19 protein-coding genes are annotated in these 21,098 nt (G+C 48.1%); 6 read left to right on the top strand and 13 right to left on the bottom strand.

Going from position 1 to position 21,098, the window contains the following annotated elements:
• Positions 1-148: 148 nt before the first annotated feature.
• On the bottom strand, positions 149-706 hold the full coding sequence (locus NO352_RS03365) for a GbsR/MarR family transcriptional regulator (RefSeq protein ID WP_289354900.1): 558 nt from the start codon (positions 704-706) through the stop codon (positions 149-151).
• A 325-nt stretch (positions 707-1,031) separates the two neighbouring features.
• Here NO352_RS03365 and NO352_RS03360 point away from each other — a divergent pair, with 325 nt between their 5' ends.
• From NO352_RS03360 to NO352_RS03350, 3 genes are read left to right on the top strand one after another with little or no spacing between them, the layout of a single operon-like run.
• Entirely contained in the window at positions 1,032-2,315 is a 1,284-nt protein-coding gene (locus tag NO352_RS03360; RefSeq protein WP_289355166.1) for a quaternary amine ABC transporter ATP-binding protein, read from the top strand.
• Complete coding sequence (locus NO352_RS03355; protein ID WP_005547600.1) at positions 2,296-3,135, top strand: ABC transporter permease; 840 nt, start codon at positions 2,296-2,298, stop codon at positions 3,133-3,135. The genes NO352_RS03360 and NO352_RS03355 overlap by 20 nt, the downstream gene beginning before the upstream one ends.
• Before the next feature lie 5 nt (positions 3,136-3,140).
• Complete coding sequence (locus NO352_RS03350; protein WP_289354899.1) at positions 3,141-4,076, top strand: glycine betaine ABC transporter substrate-binding protein; 936 nt, start codon at positions 3,141-3,143, stop codon at positions 4,074-4,076.
• 223 nt (positions 4,077-4,299) lie between these two features.
• Here the strand turns inward: NO352_RS03350 and helD are convergent, their stop codons facing one another.
• On the bottom strand, positions 4,300-6,597 hold the full coding sequence (gene helD / locus NO352_RS03345; RefSeq protein ID WP_289354898.1) for an RNA polymerase recycling motor HelD: 2,298 nt from the start codon (positions 6,595-6,597) through the stop codon (positions 4,300-4,302).
• Between the two features lie 79 nt (positions 6,598-6,676).
• Positions 6,677-7,336: a pyroglutamyl-peptidase I gene (gene pcp / locus NO352_RS03340; RefSeq protein WP_005547593.1), complete on the bottom strand. Its 660-nt coding sequence runs from the start codon at positions 7,334-7,336 to the stop codon at positions 6,677-6,679.
• A gap of 84 nt (positions 7,337-7,420) precedes the next feature.
• Here pcp and NO352_RS03335 point away from each other — a divergent pair, with 84 nt between their 5' ends.
• The 3 genes from NO352_RS03335 to NO352_RS03325 all read left to right on the top strand — a co-directional run bounded on the left by NO352_RS03335 (position 7,421) and on the right by NO352_RS03325 (position 12,420).
• Positions 7,421-7,873: a DUF441 domain-containing protein gene (locus tag NO352_RS03335; protein WP_005547591.1), complete on the top strand. Its 453-nt coding sequence runs from the start codon at positions 7,421-7,423 to the stop codon at positions 7,871-7,873.
• Positions 7,874-8,526: 653 nt separating this feature from the next.
• A complete protein-coding gene (locus NO352_RS03330; protein ID WP_262866984.1) occupies positions 8,527-10,263 on the top strand; it encodes an ABC transporter ATP-binding protein in 1,737 nt (578 codons plus the stop codon).
• Between the two features lie 18 nt (positions 10,264-10,281).
• Positions 10,282-12,420, top strand: a complete 2,139-nt coding sequence (locus NO352_RS03325; RefSeq protein WP_289354897.1) for an ABC transporter ATP-binding protein — start codon at positions 10,282-10,284, stop codon at positions 12,418-12,420.
• A gap of 77 nt (positions 12,421-12,497) precedes the next feature.
• On the opposite strand, the gene NO352_RS03320 is transcribed toward NO352_RS03325, so the two are convergent.
• The 10 genes from NO352_RS03320 to NO352_RS03275 all read right to left on the bottom strand — a co-directional run bounded on the left by NO352_RS03320 (position 12,498) and on the right by NO352_RS03275 (position 21,097).
• Positions 12,498-12,686 (bottom strand): hypothetical protein, encoded by a 189-nt coding sequence (locus NO352_RS03320; protein WP_005547588.1) that lies wholly within the window; start codon positions 12,684-12,686, stop codon positions 12,498-12,500.
• A 332-nt stretch (positions 12,687-13,018) separates the two neighbouring features.
• Positions 13,019-13,156, bottom strand: a complete 138-nt coding sequence (locus NO352_RS03315) for a hypothetical protein (RefSeq protein WP_262866983.1) — start codon at positions 13,154-13,156, stop codon at positions 13,019-13,021.
• A 102-nt stretch (positions 13,157-13,258) separates the two neighbouring features.
• A complete protein-coding gene (locus NO352_RS03310) occupies positions 13,259-14,059 on the bottom strand; it encodes an ABC transporter ATP-binding protein (RefSeq protein ID WP_289355165.1) in 801 nt (266 codons plus the stop codon).
• Positions 14,060-14,061: 2 nt separating this feature from the next.
• Positions 14,062-14,973 carry an ABC transporter permease gene (locus tag NO352_RS03305; RefSeq protein WP_005547583.1) on the bottom strand — a complete coding sequence of 304 codons (912 nt, stop codon included), beginning with the start codon at positions 14,971-14,973 and terminating at the stop codon, positions 14,062-14,064.
• Positions 14,974-15,190: 217 nt separating this feature from the next.
• Positions 15,191-16,246 (bottom strand): ABC transporter substrate-binding protein, encoded by a 1,056-nt coding sequence (locus tag NO352_RS03300; RefSeq protein WP_289354896.1) that lies wholly within the window; start codon positions 16,244-16,246, stop codon positions 15,191-15,193.
• A 395-nt stretch (positions 16,247-16,641) separates the two neighbouring features.
• A complete protein-coding gene (gene sda / locus NO352_RS03295; protein ID WP_081505748.1) occupies positions 16,642-16,782 on the bottom strand; it encodes a sporulation histidine kinase inhibitor Sda in 141 nt (46 codons plus the stop codon).
• 10 nt (positions 16,783-16,792) lie between these two features.
• On the bottom strand, positions 16,793-18,229 hold the full coding sequence (locus NO352_RS03290; protein WP_005547579.1) for an NAD-dependent malic enzyme: 1,437 nt from the start codon (positions 18,227-18,229) through the stop codon (positions 16,793-16,795).
• 39 nt (positions 18,230-18,268) lie between these two features.
• Positions 18,269-19,405, bottom strand: coding sequence for a M20 family metallopeptidase (locus NO352_RS03285; protein ID WP_268620183.1), 1,137 nt, complete (start codon positions 19,403-19,405; stop codon positions 18,269-18,271).
• Between the two features lie 13 nt (positions 19,406-19,418).
• Positions 19,419-20,237, bottom strand: a complete 819-nt coding sequence (locus tag NO352_RS03280) for an ABC transporter permease (protein ID WP_262866981.1) — start codon at positions 20,235-20,237, stop codon at positions 19,419-19,421.
• Entirely contained in the window at positions 20,234-21,097 is an 864-nt protein-coding gene (locus NO352_RS03275; protein WP_289354895.1) for an ABC transporter permease, read from the bottom strand. Before NO352_RS03275 ends, NO352_RS03280 begins: the two co-directional genes overlap by 4 nt.
• Position 21,098 lies beyond the last annotated feature (1 nt).

Here is a 21,098-nt window from a genome sequence, read left to right as displayed (position 1 = left end):
AAAGAGACAATGTTCAGGGAAAAACCGGAAGAAAAAAAGGACGGTTGGTTACCGCCCTCTTCAAGCTTACTAAAATAGTTAAAATTATTAAAACTAGTGAAATTAAATTATGCGGATCATTGCAGCTAGTATCAAGCTGTTCACTCGTTTATTGCTCTCGTTTCGGCACAAGTGAAAAAATATCCCCGGACTCGAGTGCATCAATCAATCGGTCAAGCCATTCGTAGTAGGCTTCCGCCTGCCTCATCTTGGAAAGATCTAGAGAGATGACAGCAGCAAGCTGATCATCATCCGAGCTGCTGCGCAGCGTCTCCAACTCCCTCATCGAGCGTCGGATGGCGGACATATTCATCTCAACCGCTTTTCTCCACTTCAGGCCAAAATAGTCGGTAAAGGTCTGATACCAATCCTGCTCCGCCTCATATAGATCCTTGCGCGTCCCCTTCTCCCACACTTTGTACACCATTTTCATGTCCACAAGAGTTCGCACGCCCGTACTCATGCTAGTCTTGCTCATTTCCATTTCCCGCTTCATGTCATCCAATGTCATCGGATGATCGCTGAAGAACAGCAAGCCGTACAGATGACCTGTCGAATGGGTCATTCCATACAAGTCCATATTTTGTCCGATCGCTTCAATGACACGATTGCGAGCTTTCTCGACAACGCTCTTCTGCTCCTGTGTCAACTGTGCGAACGTAGCCATGTGTCATTCCTCCTGTGCCGAATCATGTCTGTGCGGCCACTGCCGTTCGATTCGAAACCGTCCCGTATATGTATTAGTGAACGCTGGTGGGTATACTCCTTCTCCATGTTCAACGAACACATTGTAAGAGAACAGGAACAAATTGTAAAGGAGCAAATGGAATAGCAAATATTAGCATCTGCAAGCATATGAAAGCATAAGTTTATAAAGTTTTTTCTGAACGTTTTTTACGAACAGTTTTAATAGTTGTTATCTAATTTTTCCAAGGGTTAAAATGGATATATCTTTCATGCACAAGAATCCATACGCAAAAGGGGTGACAGGATTGTCCATGATCAAGGTCAGCCAAGTGACTAAAATATTTGGACATCACGAACAAAAAGCACTCGCTCTGCTGCAGCAAGGATGGTCAAGAGAACGGCTAGCCAAAGAAAAACAAGCAACCGTAGCTGTTAACCAAGTGTCCTTTGCCGTGGAACAAGGAGAAATATTCGTCATCATGGGCCTATCCGGCAGCGGAAAGTCTACACTCGTCCGCATGCTGAATCGTCTCATCGAACCGACCTCCGGTGAGATCTGGCTCAAGGATCGTAACATCTCCAAGCTGAACACAACTGAACTGCGGGAGGTTCGACGCCGAACCATTGGAATGGTATTTCAGAAATTCGCGCTCTTCCCCCACCGCAGTGTGCTGGACAATGCCGCATATGGCCTCGAAATACAAGGACTCTCCAAAGAAAAACGCTACCGCAAAGCTGCCGAAGCACTCCGTCTCGTCGGTCTTAACGGCTGGGAGGACAAATACCCGGATGAATTGAGCGGCGGCATGCAGCAGCGAGTCGGCTTAGCACGCGCTCTAGCCAACGATCCAGATATTTTGCTTATGGACGAAGCATTCAGCGCGCTCGATCCGCTCATCCGACGCGACATGCAGGATGAACTGCTTGCCCTGCAGCAAAAAATGCACAAAACGATCATTTTCATCACGCATGACCTGGATGAAGCGCTTCGCATCGGCGATCGCATCGCCCTGCTAAAAGACGGCATGCTGATCCAAATCGGAACTCCTGAGCAAATGTTGATGCAGCCGGCAGACGAATATGTAGAGCGATTCGTTGAAGGCGTAGACTTATCCAAGGTACTCACCGCCGCGCATATCATGCGCAGGCCAGAGACGATATCCCAAGATCGCGGCCCTCGTGTAGCGCTGCAGTTAATGAGGGATATTGGAATTTCCACACTGTTCGTGGTCGGGAAGGATAAGTCCCTTCAAGGAGTCGTTACAGCCGAACAGGCAAGCGAGGCTGCACGCAGCGGGTTAACGTTACAGGAAGCCATGCACACAGAAGTTCCAACTGTATCGCCCACTGTTGTTCTAAACGAATTGTTCGCCTTGTCTGGCGAGGCCAAGCTGCCAATAGCTGTAGTTGACCCAGATGGCAGGCTGCTTGGCGCGATTGTCCGAGGAGCTGTGCTTGGAGCGCTTGCAGGCAATCTGCCCGATTCCCCACCCTCATCCCAATCCCAACTAGAGCTCTATTCTGCCTCAGTCACTGATATCAGTTTTGCAGCGGAAGGAGTGTTAAATCATGCAGCTGAGCATCGGTAATTGGGTCGAACATGGTGTTGATTGGCTAAGTACGAATGCTGACGGATTGTTCCAACTGCTCTCCAAATGGATTGAGCATAGTGTTGAGGCAATATCAAGCCTTTTTCTCATCATGCCGTCTTACTTGTTCATTGTTGCGGCCGCTTTGCTCGCATTTTTGCTGGGCAGATGGTCACTCACTCTGTTAACCGCTATCGGGTTGCTCATCATCGACTGGCTGGGTTATTGGATACCCACCATGAACACACTTGCACTAGTCATCGTTTCCACTGTAATTTCCATCTTTATCGGCATCCCGCTAGGCATTGCCTGCGGCAAGTTCAATAGGCTATCTCGCCTTGTGAAGCCTATTCTTGATTTCATGCAGACCATGCCCGCATTCGTCTATTTGCTTCCTGCTGTATTTTTATTCGGTTTAGGCATAGTTCCGGGTGTAATTGCCTCTATCATTTTTGCAGTCCCTCCTACCATACGCCTAACCGAGCTTGGCATCAGGCAGGTTCCCCATGACATGATTGAGGCTGCTTCCGCATTCGGCTCCACATCCATGCAGACGTTATGGAAGGTGCAACTCCCCGTCGCCATGCCAACCTTGATGGCTGGTGTGAATCAAACGATTATGCTGACCCTCTCTATGGTCGTTATCGCCTCGATGATCGGAGCGCAAGGCATCGGCACCGAGGTCTACCGCGCTGTCACCATGCTCAAAATCGGCAAGGGCTTCGAGGCAGGCTTGTCTGTCGTACTATTAGCCATTATTTTAGATCGTTTCTCTCAACATTCGCTTAAAAACCGGAAAACGAACAAACAAGGAGCGTGATGAATATGAGACAAAATCGCACGAGGTACTGGATGTTAATCGGTCTGATTGCCGTATTGGGATGGACGGTGGCTGCTTGTTCATCTGCTTCAGGAGGTAAATCGGACAGCCAAGAGGAAGGTGGAAGTGGTGGTTCGACCAGCGAGAGCATTGGGAAACAGGTTGACTATAAGATTATAGGAATCGATGCCGGAGCCGGAATCATGCAATCCACCGAGAAAGTGATTAAGGAATACGGGTTAACCGACTGGAAGCTCATTGAAGGTTCAGGGGCTGCTATGACCGCGGCTCTGGATAAGGCAATCAAGAAACAGGAGCCTATCATTATCACGGGCTGGACACCGCACTGGATGTTCGCAAAATATGATCTGAAATATCTTGAGGATCCGAAGGGGATCTTCGGTGGTGACGAGCAAATCCATACCATCGCTCGCAAAGGCTTAAAGGAAGAGGAGCCCGAGGCATACAAGACATTGGATCAATTCAAATGGGTTGCTGACGATATGGCTCAGGTGATGGTTGCTATCCATGACGGCCAGGAACCGAACATCGCGGCCAAAGCTTGGATAGAAGCCAATGCGGATAAGGCCGCTGCTTGGACGAACGGCATAGATAAAATCGAAGGAAAGAAGCTGAAACTCGGTTATGTGGCTTGGGATTCTGAGATTGCAAGCACAAATGTTATCGCAGCGGTGCTTGAGGAGAAGGTCGGTTACAAAGTCGATCTTATTCAAGTAGAAGCCGGCCCCATGTGGACAGGTGTCGCAAATGGTGATGTCGATGCTATCGTAGCAGCTTGGCTGCCAAAGACTCATAAGGATTACTACGATCGATTTAAAAATGACGTGGATGATCTTGGCCCGAACTTAAACGGAACGAAAATTGGCCTTGTCGTTCCGTCCTATATGCAGATTCAGTCGATTGAAGATATGACGAAATAGAGCGGATGGTCGTTCATGGAGCATAAGATATCATTCCCCCTTTGCAGATGATTAAATTCAAGCTACAAAACGATGGATATCGATCGTACACAAATGAACGAAATCGAATCTATCACAACATAAGCCCCCAATAAAAAAAGCGCCGGCGGCACTGCTCGGAGGTTACATCCGAACCCCGTGCCATCAGGCGCTTTTCCTACTTAGAATATCCATGCTGTGAAGATTAAGCTCTTTCTCCGCTCCATGCATCGAGGAACGGCGTTACTTGACCTACAGCCAGCAGTGCAAGACGATGCATCGCGCGAGTACACACCGTGTAGAACAGCTTCCGATCTGCTTCATGACCATACGCTTGCTCTTGCGCGTCAAATACGATAACCCCGTCGAATTCTAATCCCTTAGCAAGGTAGGAGGGGACAACCCATTGTCCGGTAACGAACTGCTTTGTATGCTTCGATACCCGCTTCAATTGCGGGAAGCTATGCTGCAGCTGATTATGAACCCGTTCCGCGGTAGCTTCATCCTTTGTAATAATTGCAATAGAAGCAAGATTGTTCTCTGCTGCCCATGCCGCCAGTTGCTCACCAGCCTGCTTCATTTGCTCTTCTTCGTCCTCGCAGCGAATGATAGTGGGCTCTTCTCCTTCTCTGCTGAACGGTTCTACCTGCTCGCCATTCGGAAGAATGCTGCTTGCCAGCTCCATGATATTGCGAGTAGAACGATAGCTTTTGCGTAGTGTAATCACGCCGGCCTTCTTCTCCGTAAATACATTTTGCAGCGCTGCTGCTGAGCCCATGCGATTCGATTCGTAGATCGCTTGATTCCAATCACCCAATATCGTGAACCGGCTGCGTGGAAATAACCGTGTCAGCAGTGCATATTGGAATGGAGAATAGTCCTGCGCTTCATCAATGACAACATGGCGAATATGGTTGAAGGTGTCGAATCCTTCTACACTTTCAATTAGGTACAGCAATGGAGAGGCATCCTCGAATGGAATAATTCCCGCTTCGAACTGCTCTACTGACCGCAGTCCGATCGCACGTATCGTTTCCACATCCACGGTATCATTTACGTTCGTGATGGTCGCGGCCTGTTTCGCCCAATGCTCAAGACTGCGCATGCAGTCGCAATACATCTCTTCCCACTCGACAAAACGAAGTTCCTTCGCCTGCTTGCGGAACCGCTTCAACCACTTGTTCACCTGCTTGCGGCTCATATCGCGAAGCTCTTCTTCCGTCCCTAAGTAATTTGGCTGCTGCTGCAGCTTCCGGTATATGCGCTTCTGCTCCTTAACTGCCCAAGTCCGGAGCTGTTCCAGCAGCCAGTCTCTTAGTTTGTCCATTCTAGCCGGCAAGGACCAATCCGCAAACTGAACATAGAATTGTTCTGCAAGCTGCTCAGCGCTAATAATTGTTCGCTTTGGTGTACCAAAGCGGATAAAGCGCACGCCTTCCCGCTGTAAAGAGTCGATATAGCGATCCAGCACCTGCTGATAGCCGGCTGAAGCCTTCCATCTGGCAGCCGCAGCCTCGACTCTCGCTTCTCTCGAGGCTGTCCAGCGATCCATGCCGCACATAAGGCGTTCAGTCTGATCATAAATATCCTCAATGCTTCGCTCTGTAACGAGACGGTGCTCAATATAAGACTGGAACGTCGTCTGCGTCATATTTTCCTCGCCAAGCTCCGGCAAAATATTGGATACATAGTCATTGAACAAATCATTTGGCGAGAACAAAATAATCTGCTCGGATCGCATGCTGCTGCGGTACTTATACAGCAAATACGCGATCCGCTGCATCGCCGCAGACGTCTTCCCGCTTCCAGCAGCCCCCTGTACGATTAGCACGTCGTGCAAATCATCCCGGATGATGGCATTCTGTTCGCGCTGAATCGTGCTGACGATGCTCTTCATCTTCGTATCCGCGCTTCGCTTCAGCATTTCCTTCAGCATATCGTCGCCGATTTGAATGCCAGTATCAAAAACGGCCTCCAAGCGGCCATTACGGATGAGGAACTGACGTTTGAGCGTCATCTCCCCCTCAATAACACCCGCTGGCGTACGATACTGAACCGGTCCAGGCGCGTAATCATAGAATAAACCGGCAATTGGCGTACGCCAATCATAGACGAAATGCTCACCGCTTTCCTCATCCGTTACAGACATCAGTCCGATGTAAACCGGAAGCGTCTCCGTATCCCCTGCCTCTATAAAATCAACGCGTCCAAAGTACGGCGCTTGGATATGCTTGCGGAGCTTGTTCAGCCATTTGGCTGCATGCTTCTGTACACGCTCATGACTAGCCAAATCCTTCGCTTGCTGCATGATGCTTACATACGTTTCGAACATCTCGTCATTATCGACTGTGACCTCATCCCAGAAATGACGCTTCATTTCTACAATTTCAGCCTGCCGCTCCTCAGCGGTTGCTTCCAATGCAGCGATCTGGCGATCCATCAAGCGAAGCACGCGTGTCAGATATAATTCTTCCTCATCCTTCATGGAAGGTTGTTCGTTCACCTTGCAACTCCTTTCCGCCTACCGGCCGATTCGAATTCCCTATAGGATTTATTTCGAAAAGTACTATTATATCCTAAACTTAGGCGCCATGTAACGTCCCCGCGCTGTCGCTTGTATTTTCCACATCATTCAAGTGAACAATAACCGTCTCCAGCGCCTTCACCACATCATTAATCGACATGGAAGACATATTGGAATAACGAGCAGCCTGTACGGGCAAAAATGGGATATGAATAAATCCGCCGCGCATTTGTTCACTGCCTTCCTGCTCAGCCAGCCTGTTCATTAACCAATAAAATATTGCATTGCATACGAAGGTACCCGCTGTATAGGAAATGGAACAAGGGATGCCGGCCTCCAGCACGGCGGCGCGAATCGCTTTCAGCGGCATTCGTGCCCAATAAGCAACAGGCCCGCCCTCAACAATAGCTCCATCTGTTGGCTGCGCTCCATCATTATCCGGAATGCGCGCATCCTGCAAATTAATTGCCACGCGCTCAAGTGTAATATCCGGTCTGCCTCCGGCTTGTCCGACACAAATCACAGCATCCGGCTTGATTTGCTCCATCGCTTCACCAAGCACCGCGCCCGCGCGTTCGAATGAGGTCGGAAGCTGAACGGCATGAACGTTGTAATGACCGATTGTACGTCCATGAAGCTGCTTCACGGCTTCCCAAGAAGGATTAATGGCTTCATCCCCAAATGGGTCAAATCCTGTTATCAATAATGTGTTGCTCATCTATGCAGCACTCCGATCTGTTTTATTTTCAATACATAGGAAATATGCTATTCTTGTCAACGAATGTGAAAGGAGATACATACCATGTCACAACTAGATATTTCATCCCTCATCCTTCTCGGATTTGCGGGGCTAGGCATCGTGAGCGGCAATTCTACCGTTACCATCGCAATGGTCGTTCTATTGCTGCTCCGCGTGACGAATATGCAGAGCCTGTTCCCTTGGATCGAGAAGTACGGGCTGACCGTAGGCATCATTATATTGACAATCGGGGTCATGGCACCTATTGCGAGCGGCAAAATGTCCATTGATACGATCGTACAGTCCTTCATGAATTGGAAATCCCTTTTAGCTGTAGCCGTCGGCATGCTCGTCGCCTATTTGGGAGGGCGCGGCGCTCATTTAATGACCCAATCCCCCACCGTTGTAGCAGGTCTACTCGTCGGTACCGTTCTGGGCGTTGCCTTGTTCCGCGGTGTTCCTGTCGGCCCCCTGATTGCAGCAGGCATACTGTCGCTGCTGCTTGGAAAATCATAAGGATATAATCAAATCATCTACATCATACGATGATTCCCTATGTACGGCAAACAGTTCGCAACTACATTCGGATGCTGTGCCATTCATACACAAATGCCCTCCCTCATCTAAAGTTGCCGCTTTAGCAGCAAGAAGCGGCAATTGGGGATGTGGCTTTGTGAAAAACGAGAGGCAATCATCGCTATAAAGTCAGATAAGTCAAGTGTTAATTTTGTGCAATAAAATGATTGACAATGCTTTATCCGCAGTGCTAGAATCAACAAGCAGACAGGACGATCACGATGTCGTCCAACTAACTTTGACAGAAAGGCAGGCGAACTCCATGTTAACAGTACAATTGCTAAACCTACATGTGGATAACACAACACATGCAATTTCATATCAATGGAGCCCTGCTGAACCGAGCGATTTGACTTATTCTTAATTCAGATCGAACGGTAAAATGAATCCATTTCGATTGATCATGCTCTCCTGATACGAGTATTCGATTCAGGAGCATTTGTAATCGTACAATGGAATCAACCATCGGACAACGGGCGGCCACCGCTCGTATATATGACCTTACTCATCAAAGGGATATCGTTTACGAACGGTATGCCCTTTTTTTATTGTCTTGATATCAATCTGCACCAAATGACAAAGGATGTGAGTGTATGTTTTCCGTACTAGGAAAGCTCGGCTGGTTCTTCAAAGAACACAAAACGAGATACTTAATCGGGGTAACCCTACTTATTGCAGTAGGTGTGCTAGAACTGCTTCCTCCCCGACTGCTAGGCAATGCTATCGATGATATCGTAACGGGGACGATTACTTGGCAGTCCCTTTCGAAGTACTTATTTTACATTTTAGGTTCCATGGTGATTATTTATGGAATTACGTACGTATGGATGTATCAGATCTTTGGAGGAGCCAACCTCGTAGAACGCAAGCTGCGCTCTAGGCTGATGCGCCATTTCCTGAAGATGACACCTCCGTTTTTTGAAAAAAACCGTACTGGTGACTTAATGGCACGTTCAACGAATGACCTGCGTTCTGTCGCAATGACAACAGGCTTCGGCATGCTCACCTTAACAGACTCGACCGCTTTTTTGGCTACTGTACTTGTCGCTATGCTCCTCATGCAGTGGAAATTGACTCTGGCGGTTCTGCTGCCTCTGCCATTCATCGCAATTGCCATGAAGATCTTCGGCAAGATGATTCATGAGCGCTATACCATTGCGCAGGACGCATTCGGCAAGATGAATGACCAGGTGCTTGAATCGGTTGGCGGTGTGCGCGTCCTTCGCGCTTACGTACAAGAGAAATCAGACGAACAGCACTTCCGCAATATCGTCCAGGACGTATATGAGAAGAATGTCGCGGTTGCCAAAGTCGACGCGTTGTTCGACCCAGTTATTCGCTTATTTATCGGGCTTAGCTATATGATCGGGCTTGGATTCGGAGCTTATCTGATTATTCATAATGAGATGACACTGGGAGAACTGTTGACTTTCAATATGTACCTTGGGTTCATGATCTGGCCAATGTTCGCTATCGGCGAGCTCATTAATGTTATGCAGCGCGGAAATGCCGCAATGGATCGGGTAAACGAAGTTCTCCATTATACACCAGATGTACAGGATGCAGTACAGCCGAAGGAAGTCGAAGTTCCTGCAACCTTCACTTGGAAAAATTATAAGTTCCAGTATCCATCGTCTACGGTGCCTAATCTGGAGGACATCTCACTGACGCTGCGCAAAGGCCAAACGCTGGGCATTGTCGGACGTACCGGCAGCGGCAAGTCAACATTCATTAAACAATTGCTGCGGGAGTATCCAATCGGGAATGGTCAGTTCTTAATTAATGACGTGCCGCTTGATCAAATTCCAATGGATCAGCTCCAAAGCTGGATTGGTTATGTGCCACAGGAGCAAATTCTGTTCTCCAAGACCGTGAAGGAAAATATTCTATACGGTTCCGAACACGGTACGGAACAAGATGTGATGAATGCGATTGATACAGCCTCCTTCACACATGACCTTCCTACCTTGGTCAACGGTATCGACACCATCGTTGGGGAGAAGGGGGTTGCACTGTCTGGCGGGCAGAAGCAGCGTGTGTCTCTGGCACGCGCCTTCATAAAAGACCCAGAAGTGCTTATTTTGGACGACGCTCTATCTGCAGTAGATGCACGGACAGAAGCGAATATTATTAAGAACATTCGCGAGCAGCGTGCCGGTAAGACGACACTCATTACGACGCACCGTCTCTCCGCCATCGAACATGCGGATATGATTATCGTCATGGATGATGGCCGCATCGTCGAGCAAGGTACGCATGAGCAACTGCTTCAGCAGGGCGGCTGGTATAAAGAACAGTATGACCGCCAGCAATTGGAGTCGGGATTGTAAGAAGGGAGGAAATACTACGTGGAAATCGAACAACCAAAAGCAGCACCCCGTCATGTAGGCAGACGATTGTGGCGCTATGCGTTGAAATATAAAGGCACGTTCATACTTGCCTTACTGATGTTAGCGTTAGCCGTGGCAGCCGAGCTGTCCGGACCATTTATCGCCAAGACGATTATCGACAAACATATTTTAGGGATAGAAAAGCCCTATTATGAAGCTAATTCTTCAGCAGAGGGAACCATCACATATGAAGGGCGTACCTTAAAGCGTGAGGATCGCTTTGAGCCTGGCGAGGAGAAAGGCCCAGAAGCGCGCATTCTGCAAGTCGGATCCCAGTTCCTATTCGTGAATGGTCACATTCCTGAGCAAGCGACGGGAGAACGGTCATACAAGGATGGAACCCTGACGATTCGTACTGGCGATCAGGCTTGGTCTTCCCCTGCTGCCGTTATGTCCTTGCAGGACATACTTCGATTCTATGAGCCGGAGATTGCAAGCATTGTGAAGCTGATGGCTCTCTATTTCGGATTGCTTGTCGTCAGCATCTTCATGAGCTTCGGCAAGACGCTTGGCTTGCAGACAGCGGCGAACCGCGTTATCCGCACACTTCGCGGCGACGTATATGCACATGTGCAGCGACTGCCTATTCCGTACTTTGATAATTTGCCTGCAGGTAAAGTAGTCTCGCGCGTTACCAATGATACAGAAGCAGTGAAAGACTTGTTCGTCTCCGTTCTTGCTAACTTTACGTCAGGAATTATTACGATATCCGGGATTTATGTAGCGCTCTTCATACTGGATGTGAAATTGGCATTCGTCTGTATGTTCGTGCTGCCGCTAATCGTATTATGGGTCATCCTTTACCGTAAGTTTGCAACCCGCTATAACAAGATCATTCGTTCACGGCTTAGCTCCATCAACGCAATGATCAACGAATCTATTCAAGGAATGCCTGTTATTCGTGCATTCGGCCGTCAACGGCAAACGATGGATGAGTTCAACGCCATGAACGACGAATATTTTACGTATCAAAATAAGATGTTGAATTTGAATGCATTCACCTCGCACAACTTGGTGAACGTATTGCGTAACATTGCATTTGCGGCTGTACTCTGGTATTTCGCAGGTGCTTCCTTGAACGGCTCCGGGATCATCACGCTCGGTGTGCTGTATGCATTCACCGACCTGTTGAACCGCTTGTTCCATCCGATTATCGGAATGGTGAACCAACTAGCTAATCTGGATTCATCCCTGGTATCGGCTGGCCGCGTATTTGAGCTGATGGATGAGTATGGAGAGGAGCTCGACGAAGGTTCCATGCCGCGCTACAAGGGTCATGTTGAGTTCGACCGCGTATCTTTCGCATACAAGGAAGATTACGTCCTGAAGAACCTCAATTTCGAAGCAAAGCCAGGACAAACAGTTGCTCTCGTCGGCCATACCGGATCCGGCAAGAGCTCGATCATGAACCTGCTCTTCCGCTTCTACGACCCGCAAAAAGGGGAAATTCGCATTGATGGCACGCCTATTACAAGTGTACCGAAGCAGTGGATTCGGGAGCATATGGGAATCGTTCTGCAAGACCCGTTCCTCTTTACAGGAACAATTGCAAGCAATGTAAGCCTTGGCGATCCGCGCATTTCCCGCCAGCAGGTGGAGGACGCCTTGAAGGCCGTTGGTGCAGACCGAATATTGAAGCAGCTTCCGCATGGGATTGATGAGCCTGTGATTGAGAAAGGAAGCACACTTTCTGCCGGACAGCGGCAGTTGATTTCCTTTGCCCGTGCACTTGCGTTCCAGCCTTCCATTTTAATCTTGGATGAGGCGACAGCGAACATTGATACCGAGACAGAGGCATTGATCCAGGAAGCGCTCGATGTATTGAAGCGTGGGCGTACTACATTCATCATCGCCCACCGCTTGTCGACGATTCGCAGTGCAGATCTGATTCTTGTACTGCATCGTGGAGAGATTGTAGAGCAGGGTTCACATGACGAACTCATGCAGCTGCAAGGACGATATTATAAAATGTACCAGCTTCAGCAGGGTTCAGTGGCTTCACCTCTTGAGCAGCCTCCTGCACATACAGTGAATGCTTTGGATACAACCAATCCGAAGCTTAAAGCAGATACATCAACGGCCGTTTCTGCAACCTAATTGGCCACAAGAAAAAAGCGTTCACCTCGTCTGCATGTGCAGGCTTAGTGGACGCTTCTTCTTTTAGGCATTATTGATTAACGCAGGGAGCACTTATTTTTAATAAAGTGAATTTGATTTTCTACTCGATTGATTTCCTGCTCCAGATCATAAGACATTCCTCCAATCGCCTTCGTGCGAAGCGATTCGAGCTCTGCCTTAAGCTGGGGGAGATCAGAACTTGCCTGAGAACAAGAATAATCGCTCTCCAGATTCAGATGGTCCATTGAATTGGCATCCTCCTTGAAAGGCGTTTGACATAGAAGACATGGAAGAAATACTTATTCCTCCATGTAAGAGCTTAATACGTTATAAACTAGGATTATTACCGGTTGAAGCCAAATATAATGGCCTTCGTTTTACTTATTCTTACCTTTTGCGTTATTGGCATCTGATGTACGAGTCGTCGTATTTTGACGGGAATGCCCTTGCTGTTTGTGTGCCATTGTCTACATCTCCTTTGTCATCTCTTATTCATGAGGCTTACCAAAGCAGCAAAAGCTGTCCCCAACTCCTAAGTACGAGGCATCAGGCAATCTGTCATTAATGGATTATCCCTCTAGCCTTGCTGCTTTGGAATTTGGTTCAAGCTTGCTGCACGGTGGGCAATCTTGCCGGTTTTCGGAGTTACTTGTTCCTCCATAATGCTGGCTTGATTACGTTGATGATGAATTCGCTGCGGTTTGTTATGCGGCATATCAATCACCTCCACCTTTAGACTTCCCGCTTCCACCTGAATTATAACGACTCGAATCGATCTAATTCCTGTAGGATGTTTCGTGCTGGGTGGCGAAAATTGCTATTCCCCCCCAAGCACTACCCGATCATCAACAAACTTCTCTCCACGAACTCGCTCGAATTCACGGAGCAGTGAATCTATTGTGAGTGTCTGCTTCACCTTAGCAGGAATATCGAGCACAATCTTCCCTTTATCCATCATTATAAGACGGTTGCCAAGCCGAATTGCCTGCTCCATATTGTGCGTTACCATCAGAGTGGTTAAAGAAGAAGCATGTACAATTTCATCCGTCAATCGGGTAATCAGCTCTGCACGGCCTGGATCAAGCGCTGCAGTATGTTCATCAAGCAGTAATATGCTAGGCTGTGTAAATGTGGCCATAAGCAGGCTCAATGCTTGGCGCTCTCCGCCAGACAGCAGACCAACCTTGGCATTCAATCGGTTCTCCAGACCGAGCTTAAGCCTTGACAGCTCCTCCTTAAACAAAGCCCGGCGACTCCGCGTAACACCTATGCCAAGCCTTCGTTTGGCGGCTCGTTTCAGTGCAATAGCCATATTTTCTTCAATCGTCATATCCGGAGCAGTTCCGGCCATTGGATCCTGGAACACTCGTCCAATCCAGCGGCTGCGGCGATGCTCTGGCATATACGTCACATCATGGCCATTTATAGATACACTTCCTACATCAGATGTAATCATACCGGAAATGATATTCATTAAGGTCGACTTCCCTGCACCGTTGCTGCCGATGACTGTCACAAAATCACCAGACTGCAGATGAAGCTGGATGTGTGACAGCGCCATTTTCTCATCCGCTGAGTTCGCATTGAAAAACTTGCTTACCTGATTGACATGCAGCATCTTCATTCACCGCCCTTTTCAATCGTCTGGAACGCACGCAACCTGCTTGCACGCCGTTGATGTAACGTTTTGCGTATCATTGGTATCGTTAAGGCAACAATAACGATAATGGAAGTCAACAGCTTTAAGTCGGTTGCATTCATTTGCAATCGCAAGGCTACTGCAATAATGATCCGATACAGAACTGCACCTAATACGACAGCAAACGTAGCGCGCAAGATCGTACGGTGACCGAATATCGCTTCCCCGATAATTACGGATGCCAGCCCGACGACAATCATGCCGACGCCTGACTGGATATCCGCAAATCCTTGTGATTGCGCCACCAGCGCTCCTGATAAGGCAACCAGTGCATTAGAAAGGCTGACACCGAGAATAATCGTATTGTCGGTATGCACACCAAAGCTGCGAATCATGCGTGAATTGTTCCCTGTCGCACGCAGTGATAAGCCGATCTCGGTGCGCAAAAACCAGTCCAGACCGAATTTAATTAGCATCGCAAATGCGCCCATTACAATCAACAATGTAAATCCATGCGATATAGGGGTAAGCAGCGTTTCTTTTTGCATGAGGCCGATATTGGCTTTGCCCATAATTCGCAAGTTAATAGAGTGCAGCGCAATCATCATCAAAATTCCAGATAAGAGGGCGTTGATTTTCCCTTTCGTATGAATAATACCTGTAATCATGCCAGCGATTCCGCCCCCAACGAAAGCGAGCAAGGTTCCTAGCCATGGTGACATGCCTGATGTGATAGATAATGCAACGATCGCAGCTCCTGTTGTAAAGCTCCCGTCTACCGTAAGATCAGGAAAATCGAGTATGCGAAAGGTCAAATATACCCCTAGCGCCATAATGGCATATAGTACACCCAACTCGGCTGATTTCAGCATTGCTAATCCAACTCCATCCACAAGCGATCGCTCCTCTCATCTTCAAAATAAATGAACGGCCCGCATCGAAAGCAGTACGCACCACCGTTACAGTGAACTACGAACCGTCATCGTACAGGCCGTATGTATTCCGCCGTCTGCAGCTTAACGGATAAATTATGGTTAGGTAGAGGCTGCATAGAAGTACATTATGCTTGTTCAACGCTCGTACAGCTAGCTGTACCTCGCACTCAGCATGTTATTGGAACAAATTTTCCGGCTTCACCTGCTGCTTCATCGCATCGGTAACTTCAAATCCTTGTGCTTCTGCTGCCTTCAAGTTCAGCGCCAAGTCAAGGGATTCAGGAATGCGGGCAGGAACCTCCGAAGGTTTTTTGCCATCCTTTAAGATTTCAACAGCCATCTTTCCTGTCGTATAGCCCAGGTCGAAATATTCAAAACCGAAGGAAGCAACACCACCGTTTTTCACGGAATCTTTCTCAGCGACAAATACCGGAATCTTATTGTCATTGCCTACACCGATGACCGAGTTCAATGCACTTACTACGGTATTGTCAGAAGGCACATAAATAGCCTGAACCTTCCCAATAAGCGATTCCGCTGCCTGCTTCACTTCAGAGCTATTTGTAACAGGTGCCTTCACAACAGATAATCCAAGCTTCGTCAAGGATTCTTCTGCCTTCTGAACATTGACTACTGTATTCTGTTCTCCTTCATTCGCAATAATGCCTACTGTAGTCATATTTTTAATACTATTCTTAATGAATTCCATCAGCTTCGATATTGCCTCCGGATGAAGGTCTGTCGTTCCGGTAACATTACCGCCTGGGCTCTCCATACTCTGGACAAGACCTGCCCCTGCCGGATCCGTTACAGCCGTGAACAGGACAGGGATATCCTTCGTTTCCTTCGCCGCCGCTTGTGAGACAGAGGTTCCAATGCCTAAAATGAGGTCAACTCCGCCAGTTGCGAACTTCTGAGCAATCGTAGCTGCATTTGTCTGATCCCCTTGTGCATTTTGATAATCCAGCACCAGATTTTCCTCTTCAACATAGCCACTATCCTTCAAGGCCTGAACGAATCCTTTGTACGCTTCATCGAGGGATGCATGGTTGACAACCTGCGTAATGCCAATCTTCACTTTTTTCCCTTCTGCAGACTTGGAGCCGGTCGATTCTCCGCTTCCTTCGCTGCCGGAGCTATTGGAAGCCCCTCCATTGCCGCATGCGGCTGCAAACAGTATAAGCAGCGACATCATCGCAGTCATAACCAGATGGCGACGTGATTTCTTCATGACTAACACACCCTTTCTTTTTCGATTGATCTCATTAACTGCCTACTAAACTGTCTAATTACCACCTCGTTACAGAACCAAGCTGATTGGATGTTACATCATCAGTGGTCAATTACCGCCCAAATATTTTACTACATAAAAGCTTAAAAGCATGATCTGAGTAACGTATTATAGGCATATTGTACCTGCATATTCCATATCGTCAATAATAACGTTTGATAAATATGTTATAAATTAGCACTTTATTTCATTTTTTTGTCTTTTTTCAGTTGAAATCGCTTCCCATCAAGCAGAACAGCCACCCTTTCAGACATTGCTGTTGAAAGAGTGGCTGGCACAAAATCTATGTTGGGATTCCTATACGTACTGCGCAATTGTATCGCTTACCATCACCATCAAGTCGCATCCATACCTGCCTGCTTCTTGCGAAATTCAATTTCAGCATGAAGCATATCAACAAATAATGTCTCTAATTGCATGCGAACGGCTTCCTGATAAGCCTCCTGAAGTGATTCGTCAGTCAATAACATATACATGACACGTAGATTATACCCCTTTGTTCATCGCGTCTCTGTAGTCACGTCTCCGTGCCACACCATCCGCATAGGCCGCATCCACGACCGCATCACGAACCTTCGGCACAACTTGTGCATTAAAGACGCTTGGAATAATATATAGTTCGTTCAATTCTTCTGCGGGTACAACTTCAGCAATCGCGTTAGCCGCTGCCAGCTTCATTCTCTCCGTCACCTTTGACGCACGGCAGTCGAGCACGCCGCGGAACAGACCTGGGAAGCAGAGAACATTATTAATTTGGTTCGGATAATCGGATCGGCCTGTTGCGATAATGCGGGCGATATCTTCGATTTCATCTGGATCAATCTCCGGAGTCGGGTTAGCCATAGCAAATACAATCGGATCGGAAGCCATCGTCATGACATCCTCTCTCTTCAATACGCCTGGTCCAGATACTCCAATAAATACATCGGCACCTCGGATCACATCACTCAGCGAGCCTCGTTCTAAGTTCGGATTCGTCTTTGCCGCATATCGATTCCATGCGTCATTTTCATATACCGTATCTCGAACAAGTGCTCCTTGACGATCCACGCCAATTATATTTACAACGCCAGCCGTCAACAGCATTTCTGTACATGCCATGCCGGCCGCACCGACACCGCACAGTACAATCTTGCAGTTCTCAATTGATTTTCCAACAATACGAAGGGCATTGAGCAGCCCTGCAAGCATAACGACAGATGTGCCATGCTGGTCATCGTGAAAGATTGGAATGTCTAATTTTTCACTCAGTCTCTGCTCAATTTCAAAGCAGCGCGGCGCGGATATGTCTTCCAGGTTAATGCCGCCAAATGCCGGAGCAATCGCTTCAATGGTACGAATAATCTCATCCGTATCCTGCGTATCCAGACAAATTGGAAATGCATCTACATTGGCAAATTGCTTAAACAGCATCGCCTTTCCTTCCATAACCGGCATAGCTGCCAGCGCACCGATGTTGCCAAGCCCGAGCACCGCCGTTCCATCCGAGATAACAGCAACCGTGTCACGCTTGATCGTAAGCGTATAAGCACGGCTTGGATCCTCGTGAATGGCCATACATACGCGTGCTACACCTGGCGTATATACGCGCGACAAATCGTCACGGTTACGAATCGGCACCTTCGGGGTCATTTCAATTTTGCCGCCGAGATGCATCAAGAACGTCTGATCCGATACGTTTACAATCGTAACACCCTTGAGCTGCTTCAGCCGCTGTACGATGCGGTCACCAACACTGCCATCATACACATTGACTGTAACGTCCCGTACGGTAAATGCCGGAGTGCCGCGAATAACGTCTATCGCAACAATATCCCCGCCGCTCTCACCGATTGCTGCTGCAATCTGAGCAAATGTACATACATGCTTGTCAATTTCCATCCGGATAATAATATTCGTGCTAGAACCTAGTGACTTGGCCATGGATTGCACTCTCCCCTGAATCAACTGCTTCCTTCAACGTTACAGACGTTCCAGTATACTAGCCAACAATGCAGTTCGACGCGGCAGTTCATGCAGCCAAATAAATTCTGATGGCGAATGCGCGCCGTCTCCGCGCACACCTAACCCATCGAGAGTGGGTGTTCCACACGCTGCTATGAAGTTCCCGTCGCTTACACCGCCCGTGCTCGTTTCCTCCAACTCCAAGCTCAATTGTTCCATCGCTGCTTCTCTAGCTATCTGATACAGCTTGGCAATCGAATCGGTTCGCTCCATAGGCGGACGATTCATGTCTCCAGTCAACTGAAGACGTACATCAGGATGAATCGAAGCAAGTCCGTGAATCAACTCCACAAAACGATCGAAATCCTCCATCGTTCGGACGCGCACATCAATCTCTGCCTCGGCATAATCGGCTACTACATTTGCTCCAATTCCACCACTAATTTTTCCGACATTCACATGTATGCCGCGTTCTGCATTCGACAACCGGTGAAGACGAATAATTTGTTGAGCCAACTCTTCAACAGCAGAGACGCCAGACTCGGGATTGACACCAGCATGAGCGGCTCGTCCAATTACTGACAGATGAAAACGACCACTTCCCTTGCGAGCTGTCTTCAATGCTCCAGAAGGCTCCATTGGCGGTTCGAGTACGAAGGCCGCCTCGCTGTCTCTCGCAAAGGATTCAATCCATTTCCGTGAAGTAGGACTTCCAATTTCTTCATCACTATTAATTAATAACATAATTGATAGCTTTTCGGGAAGCCTGTTTGTAAATTGTAGAATTTTTATCGCAAATAAAGCTTGAATCAAGCTCGCCTTCATATCATATACGCCAGGCCCGTAAGCCCGTTTGCTGTCTACTTGAAACGGTCTTCTCTTCGTTTCTCCCGCAGGCCATACCGTATCCGCGTGGCCGACGAGCAATACCTTCCTCGGCCCACTCCCAACGCGAACAACGAGTCTATCTCCATACTGAACATTTGGCACACGTTCAACTTCAGCCCCGAGTTCTTCCTTGAAGCGCTCCTCATACCAGTCGATCATTCGATCGGTCAAACCTTTGTTGGCAGACGGAGAATCCATGTTCACACTCTGCTCCAGCAGGGCAAGCATTTCAGGCATCCACCGCTCTAACTGCTCCAGGTATTTCATTATTCTACCTTCCTTAATGGGATTGCGAATTGGAACCGAACAGCCGATCCAATCCATAGACCCGTTCTAGGATAAAAATAAATACGAGACTAAGCAAAATCATGATGGAAGAAATCGATGCGACAAGCGGAGTTAAAGACTCCTGCATATAATTGAAGATTGCCATTGGAAGTGTAGTCGTAGATGGAGAGATTAAAAATAAGGATACAGTTACATTATCGAACGATGTTAAGAACGCAAATACCATTCCTGAAAAAATAGCAGGTCGGATGACAGGAAGCGTAATATCCCAGAATGTTCGTACCGGATTTGCCCCAAGAATCGCTGCAGCCCGCTCCAACGTATAATCGAAGGAGCTTAAGCCGGTCAGCACAAGCCGCACAACATACGGAACTGATATTAAAATATGAGAGAGCAGCAGGCCAGTAAACGTCCCCGCCAATCCAATTCTTGTAAAAAACAGCAGTGCAGATATCCCGATAATGAGAGACGGCACTGTCAGCGGCGACAAGAGCAGCGCATTGATCGTCCCGCATCCCGGTGGCTTGTATTTGTGAAGAGCGAATGCGGCCAATGTGCCGATAATTGTCGCAATGACTGCGCTAATGGACGCCAGCTTCACACTAACCCAGAACGATTCGATAAATTCAGGCCGATCGAAGATTTTTACATACCATTGCAAAGAAAAGCCCTCAGGCGGAAAGCGAAGCACCCCTGTCGAGGTGAACGAGGTAGGCACGATAATAAGGAGCGGTGAAATAACCATGAGAACAACGAAAAAAGTAATTATGCCGAGCGGCGTAATTCGAAATCGTCTCGATTCGTTTATCATGACGAGAACACCTCCTTGTATCGTTTCGTTTCAACCATTCGGGTAAACAGAGCTACGAGCCCAAGCGTGGATCCGAGCAGCAAAAAGGCAAGCGCTGCACCTAACGACCAATCATATGCTGCCATCATCTTCTCATAGGCAATAACCGGCATCACCTTCACAGATGTGCCCCCCATCAGTGCAGGCGTAACAAACGCGCTCATGGCCAAACTGAACACAAGCGTCGTGCCAGCGAATATGCCAGGCATGCTTAACGGCAGTGTCACACTGAAGAACATCCGCGAACGTGATGCGCCTAATATTCCTGCCGCCTTATAAAGCGAAGCATCCACTGCATACAGACTCGTTGCGACCGCAAGCACCATATAGACAATTAATGAATCTGCGAGACCGATAACGACACCGAGCTCGTTGTACAGCAGGCGCAGAGGCTTCTCGATTACTCCCAGCGAGATAAGGCTGTTGTTAATAAAGCCATCGTCTCCTAAGATGACGACCCAGCCAAAGTTTCGGATGACGACACTAATTAAGTGTGGAGATATAATTAAGAACGTGATGAAGCCCCGCATTTTCGGCGTTGCCTGCGCCATATACATGGCAACCGGATAACCGAGCAGCAAACATACGATTACCGTGTACAGACTTAGCTTGATTGTCCGCCACAGCACTTCCAAGTAATACGAATCCTGAATGAAGAGCCGGTATTGTGCCAGCGTATACGCCCCCGCACCTCCATCTTCACGAATACTGATCACGAACATGTACAGCATTGGCAACACAAATACACCCAAAATAACGATAAGACTGGGAACGAGCAGCAGCATAGCCGCCCAAGCCTTGCTTCGTGCGGGCTTCGCCATC

It is taken from the genome of Paenibacillus sp. S-12 (assembly GCF_030363895.1).
In the GTDB taxonomy this organism is placed as follows: Bacteria; Bacillota; Bacilli; order Paenibacillales; family Paenibacillaceae; genus Paenibacillus_B; species Paenibacillus_B alvei.
This window is presented reverse-complemented; position numbering and strand designations above follow the sequence as displayed.

Bases quoted from the DNA above. Each gene is read 5' to 3' on its own strand.
- NO352_RS03365 (WP_289354900.1), bottom strand. From the start codon at position 706: ATGGCTACGTTCGCACAGTTGACACAGGAGCAGAAGAGCGTTGTCGAG.
- NO352_RS03355 (WP_005547600.1), top strand. From the start codon at position 2,296: ATGCAGCTGAGCATCGGTAATTGGGTCGAACATGGTGTTGATTGGCTA.
- NO352_RS03350 (WP_289354899.1), top strand. From the start codon at position 3,141: ATGAGACAAAATCGCACGAGGTACTGGATGTTAATCGGTCTGATTGCC.
- pcp (WP_005547593.1), bottom strand. From the start codon at position 7,336: ATGAGCAACACATTATTGATAACAGGATTTGACCCATTTGGGGATGAA.
- NO352_RS03335 (WP_005547591.1), top strand. From the start codon at position 7,421: ATGTCACAACTAGATATTTCATCCCTCATCCTTCTCGGATTTGCGGGG.
- NO352_RS03330 (WP_262866984.1), top strand. From the start codon at position 8,527: ATGTTTTCCGTACTAGGAAAGCTCGGCTGGTTCTTCAAAGAACACAAA.
- NO352_RS03320 (WP_005547588.1), bottom strand. From the start codon at position 12,686: ATGGACCATCTGAATCTGGAGAGCGATTATTCTTGTTCTCAGGCAAGT.
- NO352_RS03315 (WP_262866983.1), bottom strand. From the start codon at position 13,156: ATGCCGCATAACAAACCGCAGCGAATTCATCATCAACGTAATCAAGCC.
- NO352_RS03310 (WP_289355165.1), bottom strand. From the start codon at position 14,059: ATGCTGCATGTCAATCAGGTAAGCAAGTTTTTCAATGCGAACTCAGCG.
- NO352_RS03300 (WP_289354896.1), bottom strand. From the start codon at position 16,246: ATGAAGAAATCACGTCGCCATCTGGTTATGACTGCGATGATGTCGCTG.
- sda (WP_081505748.1), bottom strand. From the start codon at position 16,782: ATGTATATGTTATTGACTGACGAATCACTTCAGGAGGCTTATCAGGAA.
- NO352_RS03290 (WP_005547579.1), bottom strand. From the start codon at position 18,229: ATGGCCAAGTCACTAGGTTCTAGCACGAATATTATTATCCGGATGGAA.
- NO352_RS03285 (WP_268620183.1), bottom strand. From the start codon at position 19,405: ATGAAATACCTGGAGCAGTTAGAGCGGTGGATGCCTGAAATGCTTGCC.
- NO352_RS03280 (WP_262866981.1), bottom strand. From the start codon at position 20,237: ATGATAAACGAATCGAGACGATTTCGAATTACGCCGCTCGGCATAATT.
- NO352_RS03275 (WP_289354895.1), bottom strand. From the start codon at position 21,097: ATGGCGAAGCCCGCACGAAGCAAGGCTTGGGCGGCTATGCTGCTGCTC.